Annotated in this window: 14 protein-coding genes; 7 read left to right on the forward strand and 7 right to left on the reverse strand. The window is 59.8% G+C overall.

What is annotated here, in order from left to right; all coding sequences use genetic code 11:
• A partial coding sequence (locus BSP75_RS21870) for a hypothetical protein (RefSeq protein ID WP_216219126.1) occupies positions 1–183 on the forward strand: 183 nt, incomplete at its 5' end.
• Positions 184–270: 87 nt separating this feature from the next.
• Here the strand turns inward: BSP75_RS21870 and BSP75_RS00005 are convergent.
• Positions 271–636, reverse strand: a complete 366-nt coding sequence (locus BSP75_RS00005) for a YijD family membrane protein (protein WP_075111781.1) — start codon at positions 634–636, stop codon at positions 271–273.
• A 19-nt stretch (positions 637–655) separates the two neighbouring features.
• The gene (fabR, locus tag BSP75_RS00010) at positions 656–1,276 is read right to left on the reverse strand and encodes an HTH-type transcriptional repressor FabR (protein ID WP_058054236.1); all 621 of its coding nucleotides are present in this window, start codon (positions 1,274–1,276) and stop codon (positions 656–658) included.
• A gap of 147 nt (positions 1,277–1,423) precedes the next feature.
• Between fabR and BSP75_RS00015 the strand changes: the two genes are divergently transcribed.
• Positions 1,424–2,542, forward strand: coding sequence for a fatty acid desaturase (locus BSP75_RS00015; protein ID WP_075111782.1), 1,119 nt, complete (start codon positions 1,424–1,426; stop codon positions 2,540–2,542).
• 81 nt (positions 2,543–2,623) lie between these two features.
• Here BSP75_RS00015 and BSP75_RS21350 read toward each other — a convergent pair whose 3' ends face one another.
• Positions 2,624–2,767, reverse strand: coding sequence for a hypothetical protein (locus tag BSP75_RS21350; protein ID WP_162182404.1), 144 nt, complete (start codon positions 2,765–2,767; stop codon positions 2,624–2,626).
• Between the two features lie 187 nt (positions 2,768–2,954).
• Here BSP75_RS21350 and BSP75_RS00020 point away from each other — a divergent pair, with 187 nt between their 5' ends.
• Complete coding sequence (locus tag BSP75_RS00020; RefSeq protein ID WP_042658155.1) at positions 2,955–3,581, forward strand: lysoplasmalogenase; 627 nt, start codon at positions 2,955–2,957, stop codon at positions 3,579–3,581.
• A 78-nt stretch (positions 3,582–3,659) separates the two neighbouring features.
• Here BSP75_RS00020 and BSP75_RS00025 read toward each other — a convergent pair whose 3' ends face one another.
• Together BSP75_RS00025 and BSP75_RS00030 are read right to left on the reverse strand one after the other, a co-directional pair.
• The gene (locus BSP75_RS00025; protein WP_075111783.1) at positions 3,660–5,213 is read right to left on the reverse strand and encodes a DHA2 family efflux MFS transporter permease subunit; all 1,554 of its coding nucleotides are present in this window, start codon (positions 5,211–5,213) and stop codon (positions 3,660–3,662) included.
• Positions 5,213–6,265 carry an HlyD family secretion protein gene (locus BSP75_RS00030; RefSeq protein ID WP_075111784.1) on the reverse strand — a complete coding sequence of 351 codons (1,053 nt, stop codon included), beginning with the start codon at positions 6,263–6,265 and terminating at the stop codon, positions 5,213–5,215. The genes BSP75_RS00025 and BSP75_RS00030 overlap by 1 nt, the downstream gene beginning before the upstream one ends.
• 96 nt (positions 6,266–6,361) lie before the next feature.
• Here BSP75_RS00030 and BSP75_RS00035 point away from each other — a divergent pair, with 96 nt between their 5' ends.
• Together BSP75_RS00035 and BSP75_RS00040 are read left to right on the forward strand one after the other, a co-directional pair.
• The gene (locus BSP75_RS00035; protein ID WP_075111785.1) at positions 6,362–7,264 is read left to right on the forward strand and encodes a LysR family transcriptional regulator; all 903 of its coding nucleotides are present in this window, start codon (positions 6,362–6,364) and stop codon (positions 7,262–7,264) included.
• A 9-nt stretch (positions 7,265–7,273) separates the two neighbouring features.
• Positions 7,274–7,588 (forward strand): DUF2007 domain-containing protein, encoded by a 315-nt coding sequence (locus BSP75_RS00040; RefSeq protein ID WP_005339933.1) that lies wholly within the window; start codon positions 7,274–7,276, stop codon positions 7,586–7,588.
• A gap of 11 nt (positions 7,589–7,599) precedes the next feature.
• On the opposite strand, the gene BSP75_RS00045 is transcribed toward BSP75_RS00040, so the two are convergent.
• Positions 7,600–8,883, reverse strand: a complete 1,284-nt coding sequence (locus tag BSP75_RS00045; protein WP_058054230.1) for a dicarboxylate/amino acid:cation symporter — start codon at positions 8,881–8,883, stop codon at positions 7,600–7,602.
• Positions 8,884–9,092: 209 nt separating this feature from the next.
• Here BSP75_RS00045 and BSP75_RS00050 point away from each other — a divergent pair, with 209 nt between their 5' ends.
• Entirely contained in the window at positions 9,093–9,338 is a 246-nt protein-coding gene (locus BSP75_RS00050; protein WP_005357633.1) for a YecH family metal-binding protein, read from the forward strand.
• Between the two features lie 98 nt (positions 9,339–9,436).
• Complete coding sequence (locus BSP75_RS00055; protein WP_042057060.1) at positions 9,437–10,036, forward strand: YhgN family NAAT transporter; 600 nt, start codon at positions 9,437–9,439, stop codon at positions 10,034–10,036.
• Between the two features lie 75 nt (positions 10,037–10,111).
• Here BSP75_RS00055 and BSP75_RS00060 read toward each other — a convergent pair whose 3' ends face one another.
• Entirely contained in the window at positions 10,112–11,080 is a 969-nt protein-coding gene (locus tag BSP75_RS00060) for a LysR family transcriptional regulator (RefSeq protein ID WP_042658151.1), read from the reverse strand.
• Between the last annotated feature and the right edge of the window lie 251 nt (positions 11,081–11,331).

Genomic DNA, 11,331 nt, shown 5'->3' on the forward strand with positions numbered 1-11,331 from the left:
TTAAGTCTTGGTTTTATCATCTTGGGCCAAAAAGCCCTCACTCCTTGCTGTTTTGTCTATAAATCCCGCCCTTTTCTGGTCGTTCCTCAACCATTTGCCGCTCTGCTATCGGTCAAGACCGGCATCTGTCGGGGGCAGGGTGCTTCTCCCCTCCTTCATCTGGACATCGCCACGCTAGATTAATGTGTGTACCACAAACAAAGAGGCCTTCCCGTTGGAAAGGCCTCTTTGCTTTATCTATCAGGTGATTACCATCACTCGGTCGATTTATCAGGGCTTCTCTTTGTTGCCAATGCTCAGGCCAAGCTTGATGGAGAGGGCTGCCAGCAGCAGCAGCATCATGATCAGGGAGAAGAAGTTGCTGCCGAGCTCCGGGTATTGCACCTTGAGCAGCGCGGAGTGGCCGAAGGCACCGATAAAGAAGCAGAGCAGGGTGCAGACAGGGGTATTACCCACCATGGGTTCATGGCGATAGTGCTGGAACAGTTGGTAGGCCGCCAGCCAGAGGGCAATCAGCGGGAAGAAGGAGAAAGGCACCACCGAGTTGGTCAGCACGGCCAGAGAGGCATCGCCACAGATGCCAATCAGCATCGCCATGGCGAGCGGTTTTTTCGGGATCATAAGCTGTTCAGGCATGTCGTTCTCCATCCTGTGGTCATGGGTGAGGTGCACGGCGCTTCTGGTTTTGTACCTCGGCGCCCATGGCGATCATCCGCAGTTGGCTAATGGTACGGTCGGAGAGTGCCCGGCACTCTTCGCTGGTCATGTCGAGCGCATCGGCACCGGCACTGAATACGATGGTGACCATGGCTTCTGCCTGGATGTAGGCATCTTCCCGTGGCGCTTCGGTGGTGGCTTCCAGATAATCGGTCAGCTCGGCGATGAAGTGCTGGATCTCGCGCGCCACTGCCTGACGAAAGGCGGCCGAGGTGCCGGAGCGCTCCCGCAGCAGTAGCCTGAAGATGTTGGGGTTGTTCTCGACAAACTCCATAAAGGTCTGCACCGAGGTGCTGATGACACTGCCACCACCGGCAATGCGCTGGCGTGCCTGGCGCATCAGTTGGCGCAGGGTGAGACCCCCTTCGTCAACAAGGGTCAGGCCCAGCTCTTCCATGTCGCGAAAGTGGCGATAGAAAGAGGTGGGGGCAATACCCGCTTCACGAGCGACTTCCCGCAGGCTGAGATTGGAGAAACTCCGGTTGGCACACAGTTGGCTGAATGCAGCATCGATCAATGTACGCCGGGTTTTTTCTTTTTGTTGAGCGCGAATACCCACAGAATCAGTCACCTTCAGCTTATCGAGGCCAAATGATAACCCGAAGGCGCCTCAGGATCAGGTTTGTATCCTACTTTTTTACCATTGACCCTGAGGAAATCGCCATGGAAAATGGTGAACAGCTGTTCGCTGAAAGGATGCAATGAGATGGCCAGACCCCCGATTATTTTGACCAATACCCTGCTGTTCTCCCTCTCCGGGATAGTGGCGTTGATTGTCGTGCCCTGGTACGGCATGAGCCACGGTTACGATCTCTGGCAGTGGGCCAGTTTCCTGTTGTTGTTCTGCCTGAGTGGTCTCTCCATCACCGCAGGCTATCATCGACTCTGGTCGCACAAGGCCTATAAGGCGCACCCCGCTTTGCAGTGGTTGTTTGCCATCGGCGGTGCGTTGGCGCTGCAGAATTCGGCCCTGCACTGGTCGGCCGATCATCGCCGTCACCATCGTCATGTGGATGACAATGAAAAAGACCCCTACAGTGCGGGGCGCGGCTTCTGGTACTCCCACATCGGCTGGATGTTGCGTGAGCATCAGGGAGAGCGCTATGGCGATTACAGCAACGTGCGGGATCTGCAGAACAACACTGTGGTCGCGTTTCAGCATCGTCACTATCTGGCGCTGGTGCTGGCGACCAATCTGGGTCTGCCGCTGCTGATTGGCCTGTGGCACGGCGATCTGCTCGGCATGCTGCTGCTGGCGGGCGTGCTGCGGATGGTGATGACTCACCATACCACCTTCTTCATCAACTCGCTGGCCCATATCTGGGGCAGTCAGCCCTATACCGACCGCAATACCGCCCGTGACAACGGCATCCTGGCCTTTTTCACCTTTGGCGAGGGTTATCACAACTTTCACCACCTGTTCGAGAATGACTACCGCAACGGCATTCACTGGTGGCAGTTCGATCCGACCAAGTGGTTAATCCGGCTTGCCTCCTGGTGCGGTCTGGCGGGGGATCTCAGATCCTCGCCGGAGGAGCGTATCGAGCAGGCCCGGCTGCAGATGCAGTTGAAGCGGGCGCAAGCCAGATTGCGCAAGCAGGAAGATCGTGAACTGTGGCAGGCACTGCTACAGGAGGAGTACGACAAGCTGAGCCAGCAGCTGCAACACTACTACGCCAGTCGCAAACGGCTGCTGGAGCTGCGCAAGCGCAAGGCGTTGGCGCGCTATGACCGCCTCAAGCTGCAACTGGAGTACCGGGCTTTGCGGGATGGCTTCATCGCAGGCAAACGCAACTGGAGTCGCCTGCTGGCAGGTATTGCATGATGCCTTGCCGGGGTATCACACAGACTAAAAGAGAAGACCGCCTGCTGGCGGTCTTCTCTTTGGTATGCATGTTTGAACGGGCTAGTTGGCTTGGCTCTGCTGTTGTTGCAATTGATCCAGTGCCTGTTGCTCCTGCTGGCTGAGACCCAGTTGTTCGCAGGCCTGCTCAAAGCTGATCCCCAGATGGCACATCATGATGTCGATGGCGGGCAGATAGTTTTTCATAGCTTCTTCCATGGTGATCCTCCAGACCCGTCACTTATGCCCTGAACCACTCGGGGCGGCAATTAGACTTTAGGCTTAGTCTGGCCATTTGATAAGCACCCCTGCCACTGAGGGAGGGAATTTGTTACCCTGCACCATGATAAAAACGGTTGCCGTATGACTGCGAGCAACAGGTGAGGAGCAGGGCATGTTATTGAGTTTCTTGATCATCGCTTCAGGTTGGTGGCACATCCGTGCTGCCTACGGTTCAGACAGCCGCCAGTTCTATATCAGCAAGCCGCTGACCATGCTGCTTATCATCGCGTTGGCGTTCGGCTACCAGAGTTATGACCACGATGGTTCTCACGCCTGGATCCTGCTCGGCCTCTGCCTCTCGCTGGCGGGCGATGTGCTGCTGATGCTGCCAAGCGATCGCTTCATTCAGGGGTTAGCGGCGTTTTTTGTCGCGCATCTCTGCTATATCGTTGGCTTTGCCCAGGGGCCGCTGGTGCTCAATCTGTTGGATGGGTTGCTGCTGTTGCTGATCGCCGGCATGGTCTTTGGTCTGCTGTGGGGCAAGCTGGGGGAGATGCGGATCCCGGTCTTCTGCTACATGCTGGTGATCATCGGCATGGCCTGGGTGGCCGCCGGTGCTTGGCATGCCTCTCTCACCGCCGGTTCTGCTGCTGCTTTGGTGGGGGCGCTGATGTTCCTCTTCTCCGACAGCATGTTGGCGCTCGATCGCTTCCGCCGTCCTTTTCCCCACGCCCGCGCCTGGGTCATGAGCAGCTACTTCGCCGCGCAATTCCTGATTGCAGGATCGCTGGCGGGATAATGCCTTCTGGTTGAGTGCAGGTAACAGATAACGAAAAACGGGCATTGGCCCGTTTTTCGTTTTATGCCCGGCGGTTTTTCACGCCTCTAGCGGTTCGGCATCCGCTGCCCGTGGGGCGGGGGATTTGAGCAACAGCATCAGGGCGCTGGCGATCAGCAGGAAGATCCCCATGATGTAGAACACCTGGTTGTAGGCCATGATGGCCGCTTCCCGGTTGATGGTATTGGCCAGCATGGCCCGCGCTTGCTGCTGGGCAATCTCGGGGCCTGAGCCCTGCGCCATCATGCTCTGGGCCAGCTGCAGCAGATAGCTCTGCCCCTCGATACTGCTGGCGGCCAGAGTGCTGCCAATCTGCAGCACATGGGTGCGGGTATCGTTGTCGAGCAGGGTCGCGATGATGGCGATACCGAATGCACCGCCGAGGTTGCGCAGCACGTTGAGCAGGGTCGAGGAGGAGGGGATCTCGTCGTGGCTCAGGCTGGCGGTGGCGACCAGCGACAGCGGCACCATGATGAAGGGCTGCCCCAGCGCCCGCACGATGAGCGACTGGATCAGCTGCGGCCCGGCGTAGTCGGCACTCATGTTGACGTTCATAAAGCAGCTGACGGCGAAGATCAGGAAGCCGAAGCTCACCAGATAGCGCGGGTCTATCTTATGGGTCAGTTTGGGCACCAGCGGCAGCACCAGCAGTTGTGGCAGACCCATCCACATCAATACCTCGCCGATTTCCAGCGCGTTGTAGTTGTGGATCTGGGTCATGTAGAGCGGCAACACATAGATAGATCCCATCAACGCCATGCCGAGGATCAGATAGGCGAAGCAGGCCAGCGCGAAGCGCGGGTTGTGCAGTAACCGCAGATTGACCAGCGGGTGACGGCGGATCAGCTGGCTGATGACGAAGAACACCAGCGCCACCGCCGAGATGACCGCCATTCGCACGATGAAGCTTGAGCCGAACCAGTCCTCCCGATTGCCCTCCTCCAGCACCACCTCCAGCAAGCCGAGCCCGAGCGCCATGGTGACGATGCCGATGAGATCCACCCGCTTGATCACGGCCCAGTCCACCGGCTTTTTGTCCAGCCCGTGGGCCAGCATGGCCATCACCAGCAGTCCCGGCGGCACGTTGAGATAGAAGATGTAGTGCCACGACATCTGCTCGGTGAGCCAGCCGCCGAGGGTCGGGCCGATGGCGGGAGCGAAGGTGGCGCAGAGGCCAAACAGCGCCATGCCGGTGGCCCGCTTCTGTAGCGGCAACAGGGTGACGATGAGGGAGAAGGCCATCGGGATCAGCGCCCCGCCGGTGAAACCCTGCAGCGCCCGGAAGACGATCATGCTGGTGAGGTTCCAGCTGAACGAGCAGAGTACGGAGGCGACGATAAAGGCGCCGGTGGTCCACAGCAGGTAGCGGCGTACGCTCAGCCCCCGGCTCAACCAGCCGCTCAGGGGGATGGCGATCATCTCCGCCACCAGATAGGAGGTGGAGATCCAGGAACTTTCGCTCAGGGTGGCCGACAGCGCCCCCTGAATGTCCTTCAGGGAGGCATTGGTGATCTGGATATCGAGGATGGCCATGAAGGCGCCGATAAGGCCCCCCATGACCGCGATCCAGTTGCGACGTGGAATGGGTTCCATCAGTTGGCGGCAACCACGGGATCAGGCGTGCGGGTATCCACGATCACTTCGGTAGAGAGGCCCGGCAGCAGCTTGCCTGCCAGCAGGCCCGGCTCTGGGATGCGGATCTTGACCGGCACCCGCTGCACAATTTTGGTGAAGTTGCCGGTGGCATTCTCCGGCGGCAGCAGGGCGAACTTGGCACCGGTCGCCGGGGCCAGGCTGTCGATGATCCCCTCGACCGGTTGATCCGGGTAGGCATCGAGCACCACTTCGACCTTCTGGCCCGGCTGCATATGGGCGAGCTGGGTCTCCTTGAAGTTGGCCTCGACCCACACCTGTTGCAGCGGCACCAGACTGGCGACCTGCATGCCGGACTGGACGTAGAGCCCTTCCCGCAGGCTGCGCTTGCCAATGATACCGTCGGCGGGCGCCCGCAGTTCGGTGTAGCCGAGCTCCAGCTTGGCCTGCTCCAGTTGTGCTTCGCTCAACGCCAGCTTGGCCAGGTTCTGTTTGCGCTCGGCATCCAGCACCAGCAGTCGCTCACGGGCTGCCTGCAGGGCGGCTTTGGCCTCCCGGGCTTGCGCCTGATTGACCTGAAGACCGGCACGCACCTCGTCCAGACTGTCTTGCGAGCTGTAGTGACGCTGGTTGAGCTGGCTGATGCGGTTGACCTGCTGGCTGGCGCGCAGCTGCTCGGCATTGGCGGAGGCGACCTTGGCCTCGGCCTGCTGGATCAGGCTCAGTTGTTGGGTGCGGGTAGCGGCCAGATTTTCGGCCGTTGCCTGATTGAGGCGCAGGTCAGCTTCGGCCTCCGCGACCCTGGTCTTGTATTCGCGATCATCGAGCCGGGCGATCAGCTGGCCCGCTTTGACCGGCTGGTTGTCGGTGACCAGCACTTCGCGGATATAGCCGGGCAGCTTGGAGCTGATCCCGGTCACTTCACTCTGCAGGTAGGCGTTGTCGGTGCTTTCAAAATAGCGGCCGTGAAGATACCAGTAACCGGCGAACAGCAGACCGAGCAGCGCCAATATCATGGCTGCCAGCAGGGGAATTTTTTTGTGTTGACTCATTTTTGTGATTCCTGAACTTAAGGGGCGCAGGCTAACACTGGTCAACTGTTTCGATTAGTATTGGTTCACGAGATATACAGTTTCACTGGTGCAACAATGGATCTCAATGCCGCGTTAATTCTGGTGCGTATCGTCGACAAAGGCTCGTTTACGGGAGCCGCCCGCGAGCTGGGGATGACCAAGGCGATGGTCAGCCGCCGCATCGCCGAGCTGGAACAGCGGCTCGGGGTTCGCCTGCTCTATCGCTCCACCCGTCAGCTCACTTTGACCGAGGAGGGGGAGAAGTACTACCTGCACTGCAGCAAGGCGGTCGATGCCCTGACCGAAGCCGAGCTGATGCTGAGCGCCAGCCAGCAGGAGGTGACCGGCATCCTCAAACTGGCGGTGCCCATCGAAACGGGGCAATTGGTGGTCGGGCGGCTGGTCGCCAAGTTTTTGCAGGCCTATCCTGCCCTGCAGGTGGAGCTGGAGCTGACCAACCGAGTGGTGGACCCCATCAGCGAAGGGTTGGATGCGGTGGTGCGGATTGGTGACATGAGCGACTCCAATCTGGCGGCGCGCCGGCTCTGGAGCACCGGACGGCTGCTCTGTGCCAGTCCGGACTATCTGGCGCGCAGTCCGGCCATCGCGCGGCCGGAGGATCTGGTCAATCACGAGCGGGTGACGGTGAGCAGCGGATTTCTCGCCTCCCATTGGTGCTTCGAGCTGGATGGCAGAGAGGTGCTGGTTGACCCCCCATCCCGTTTTCGGGTCAATAATATTACCTGTGCCCGGGAGGCGGCGAAGGCGGGGCTGGGGTTGGCCTCGTTACCCGCTATGCTCTGTCAGGATGAGCTGGCCAGCGGCGAGCTGGTGATCCTGCTGCCAGAGTGGCAGCAACCCAGGGTGCCCATCTACCTGCTGTTTCCGGAGCGGCGGCTGATGCCGCGCAAGTTGCGGGCATTCATCGATTTCATGATTGAGAACGGCGCCGAGTTTGGCATCGACAAGCCGTTGTAAGGGGGAGCTATGGATAACTGGATCAATCTCTATCGCGCCTCTCATACCCTGGAGGCGCACGCCCTGAAAGGGGCGCTGGAGGCAGAAGGGGTGCTGGTGCGGCTCAATGGCGAGGGGCTGTCCGGCGCCCTTGGCGAACTGCCGGTCGACATGCTGCAGGTGACCCTGATGGTGCGAGCCGAGGATCGCAGCAAGGCAGGAAGAGTCATCGAGCGTTACCAGCAGCGTCAGGGTAACGGCTGGCTGTGCGGTCAGTGCGGGGAGGAGAACGGCGCCAACTTTGACGTCTGTTGGCGCTGTCATCACGATCCCCACGACAGCTGAGCTTTCTTCCGCTAGCGCGGCGGGAACTCGATATCTTCCCCCGCGCTGGCATCGTGATAGATCGCCAGATCCAGCTCGTTCTCGCTGCGGGCGATCAGCACCGACACCAGAATATCCCCCGATACATTGACCGTGGTGCGCGCCATATCGAGGATCCGGTCAATGCCCGCAATCAGTGCCACCCCTTCCAGCGGCAGACCGACCGCCGTCAGCGTCAGGGTCAGCAGCATGAGCCCGGTGCCCGGGGTGCCTGCGGTGCCGATACTGGCCAGGGTGGCGATGCTGATGATGGTCAGGTAATCGACCATGTGCAGATCCACCCCGAATGCCTGAGCCACAAACAGCGCGGTGACTCCCTGATAGAGGGCGGTGCCATCCATGTTGATAGTGGCGCCGATGGGCAGCACCTTGGCGGTGATGGCGGGTGAGACCCCCAGCCGCTTCTCGGCGCAGGCCAGACTGATGGGCAGGGTAGAGCTGCTGGAGCTGCTGGTGAAGGCCACCGCCTGGGCATCGACGATGCTTTTGAAGTAGTGCAACGGATTGAGCCGTGCCAGCAGGAGCAGCAGGGTGCTGTAGATCCCGAGTACATGCAGCAGGCAGCCGAGGTAGACGGCGCCGATCACCTTCAGCAGCGGTAGCAGCAGGTCGAGGCCGTACTTGCCGGTCATCCAGGCCATCAGGGCGCAGACACCATAAGGGGCGAGCGCCATCACCATCTGGGTCAGCTTGAACATTCCCTCGGCCAGCGAGGTGAAGAAGAGGATGGCGGGACGACCGCGGCGACCGCTGGCGTTGAGGGCCACCGCCAGCGCGACTGCAAAGACGATCACTTGCAGGATCTTGCCATCCACCATCGCCTGTACCGGGTTGCTCGGCACCAGATGGCTCAATACGCTGGCCAGGGTGGGCGGTTCCGACATGCCGATCCGTTCATAGGGGCCCATGTCGGCGCCCATGCCGGGCTCCAGCAGCCAGCCCATCATCAGGCCGATGCAGATGGCGATGGCGGTCGAGCAGAAGTAGAGGCAGATCGCCTTGCTGCCGATGCGATCGAGGGCCTTGCCCTTGAGCAGCGAGGTGAGACCGGCGATGACCGAGCAGAAGATAAGGGGCACCATCAGCATCTGGATGGTGTTGACGAACAAGACGCCAAGGGGCTTGAGCAGCAGGGCCTGCTGTTCAAAACCGACGCCCAGACCAATCCCTGTCAGCATGCCGATCAGGGTCTTGAGCCAGAGGGGGCGGCGGGTCCAGATCTGCCAGGGCTTGAGAGCCTCTCCATGGAACAGCATGACGCCAATATCCTTATACATTGTCTGCGATGGCCAAAAAGGGGCGCCAGTGTAGCGATCCCTGACGCGGGTTGCCACATTATCGACAAAGCGGCGGCGGTGACCACTCCCCTGGCCAGGTAATGCGCAATTTATTGGCCTATATCAAGATCCCTCCGGGCGGGGCGATATTTAATTGGCATTAAATATGTTCATTATTGAGGTGAGAGATGTCGCAATCGGTTCATGGTCACGAAGTGATGGAGATGATGCTGGCGCAAGGGGGGCAATTTACCCGTGCCAGCCTGAAACAGGCGATGGCCGAGCGGTTTGGTGCCGAGGCCCGTTTTCATACCTGTAGCGCCAGCGAGATGGATGCGGAGGCGCTGATCGACTTCCTGGCTGCTCGCGGCAAATTTATCGACTCGGCAGAGGGCTTCCAGACCCGCGCCGACAAGATCTGCAACCACGGTTAACCCCGCAGCGAGCGCATCTGGCGCTCGCTCAATTCTTCGCCCTTTGCTATATTTCGCCCCCTCTCTTTTCCCTATTCAGGGCGTAGCCCGGGCGTTGTATGGATACTTTTTCTGCCGCAGTCATGCTGTTTCTGATCATGGACCCGCTGGGCAACCTGCCGGTCTTCCTCTCTATCCTGCGTCATATCGATCCCAAGCGGCGCCGCAAGGTGATGATCCGCGAGCTGCTCTTCTCGCTGGCCATCATGATGCTGTTCCTGTTCGTCGGTCAGCAGATCCTCGGCTTCCTCAATCTGCGGCAGGAGGCGGTCAGCATTGCGGGGGGCATCATCCTGTTCCTGATCGCCATCAAGATGATCTTTCCGAGTGAAGGGGGGGTGACCGGACTGGCGGCGGGCGAGGAGCCCTTCCTGGTGCCGATGGCGATCCCGATGATTGCCGGTCCGTCGATCCTCGCCTCTTTGATGCTGCTGGCCAATCAGGAGCCAGCCCGGATGGTGGACTGGTCGCTGGCTCTCTTTATGGCCTGGGCCGCCAGCGCGGTGATCCTGATGTTCTACGAGGTATTCAACAAGCTACTGGGTGAGCGGGGACTCACTGCGGTGGAACGACTCATGGGCATGCTGCTGGTGATGATCTCGGTCCAGATGCTGTTGGACGGGGTACATCACTATCTGGCGGTGACCGGTCAGGGCTGAGCGGTTTACATGCCGAAATAAATGACACGGGGCTACACAGAGCCCCGTTTTTTGTGCCGCCAAGCAGGTGTGCCGTCACCCGTGTGTGGTCGCTGCGGGTTCCAGTTTGCTCATGATGAGGGACAGCAGCAGCTCCCGCAGCCAGCGGTGGCCCGGATCCTCGCTATGACGTTGATGCCAGATCAGCAGATGGGAGATGCTGTCCAACCCGATGGGCAGCGGCAGTTGCAACAGCGGATAGACCTGGGTGGCGTGGCGGGCGTAGAGCTTGGAGAGCGTCACTATCATGTCGGAGTGCATCCCCATCCGCAGCGCCGCCTCGAAGGAGGGCACGGTCGCCTCGATACGTCGGTAGAGATCCTGCTCCGCCAGCTTGTGATCCAGCATCCAGCGGTCACGCCCCTCGCAATAAGTCTGCACATGGGGATAGCTGAGGTAGTGATCCAGATTCCAGTTGGGCTCCCGCAGCGCGGGGTGGTGCTGCTGCACCAGACAGGTGAGGTCATCGACCGCCAGCACCCGCTGGCAGATGCTGTCGGGCAGGGTGTCGAGCCGGTAATCGGAGCTGATGCAGTTCTCCCGCACCGCGAAGGCGATGTCCACCTGCCCCTGACTCATCTCGGTCAGACTGTTCTCGGTCCACTCCTCATAGCGCAGGCGGATCCGTGGTGCCTGCCGCTTCAGCTCGCTCAGGTAGAGCGGGGCAAACAGGGTAAATGCGCTGTCCATGCTGGCGATGACGAACTCCCGCTCGGAGCTGGCGGGGTCGAACTCGGGCGGCTGGATCAGGTTATCCAGCGACAGCAGGATGGGTTGCAACTGCTGTTGCAGCGCAAGGGCGCGGCCGGTGGGTTCCAGCCCGTAGGCAGAGCGGATGAAGAGAGGATCATTGAAGGTATCGCGTAGGCGGCCGAGGGCTTTGCTGACGGCGGACTGGCTCAGATGAAGGCGGCGTGCCGCCTTGCTGCCGTTGCGCTCCTCCAGCAGTACTTGCAGGATAATCAGCAAATTGAGGTCGATGCGACCCAGTTGTTCCAGCAGCATGATATGAATCCTCTTCAATTCTAAGATGAATTTATACCATTTGTTTTCATATCTTGGCGATCTTATCCTCGAATGGTCTCAGGTTCGCATGAACCACTGGTACAGGATGTAGCGGTTGAGGGGACATGTAGCACAATCAATATGGCGACCTCAGGGTCGCCCTATTTTTTGGCTATGTCCCAATTACGTGTTGCATGGGGTGCCCCAGCGCCTCATGCAAACACGCTTTGATATTCACGCCCCTCCCGTAA

Source organism: Aeromonas sp. YN13HZO-058, from assembly GCF_001921245.1.
Lineage (GTDB): Bacteria > Pseudomonadota > Gammaproteobacteria > Enterobacterales > Aeromonadaceae > Aeromonas > Aeromonas allosaccharophila.

Coding starts and splice junctions, on each gene's coding strand:
- BSP75_RS00045 (WP_058054230.1), bottom strand. CDS start 8,883: ATGCTGTTCCATGGAGAGGCTCTCAAGCCCTGGCAGATCTGGACCCGC.
- BSP75_RS00035 (WP_075111785.1), top strand. CDS start 6,362: ATGGATCTCAATGCCGCGTTAATTCTGGTGCGTATCGTCGACAAAGGC.
- BSP75_RS21350 (WP_162182404.1), bottom strand. CDS start 2,767: ATGAAAAACTATCTGCCCGCCATCGACATCATGATGTGCCATCTGGGG.
- BSP75_RS00015 (WP_075111782.1), top strand. CDS start 1,424: ATGGCCAGACCCCCGATTATTTTGACCAATACCCTGCTGTTCTCCCTC.
- BSP75_RS00030 (WP_075111784.1), bottom strand. CDS start 6,265: ATGAGTCAACACAAAAAAATTCCCCTGCTGGCAGCCATGATATTGGCG.
- BSP75_RS00040 (WP_005339933.1), top strand. CDS start 7,274: ATGGATAACTGGATCAATCTCTATCGCGCCTCTCATACCCTGGAGGCG.
- BSP75_RS00055 (WP_042057060.1), top strand. CDS start 9,437: ATGGATACTTTTTCTGCCGCAGTCATGCTGTTTCTGATCATGGACCCG.
- BSP75_RS00025 (WP_075111783.1), bottom strand. CDS start 5,213: ATGGAACCCATTCCACGTCGCAACTGGATCGCGGTCATGGGGGGCCTT.
- BSP75_RS00005 (WP_075111781.1), bottom strand. CDS start 636: ATGCCTGAACAGCTTATGATCCCGAAAAAACCGCTCGCCATGGCGATG.
- BSP75_RS00060 (WP_042658151.1), bottom strand. CDS start 11,080: ATGCTGCTGGAACAACTGGGTCGCATCGACCTCAATTTGCTGATTATC.
- BSP75_RS00020 (WP_042658155.1), top strand. CDS start 2,955: ATGTTATTGAGTTTCTTGATCATCGCTTCAGGTTGGTGGCACATCCGT.
- BSP75_RS00050 (WP_005357633.1), top strand. CDS start 9,093: ATGTCGCAATCGGTTCATGGTCACGAAGTGATGGAGATGATGCTGGCG.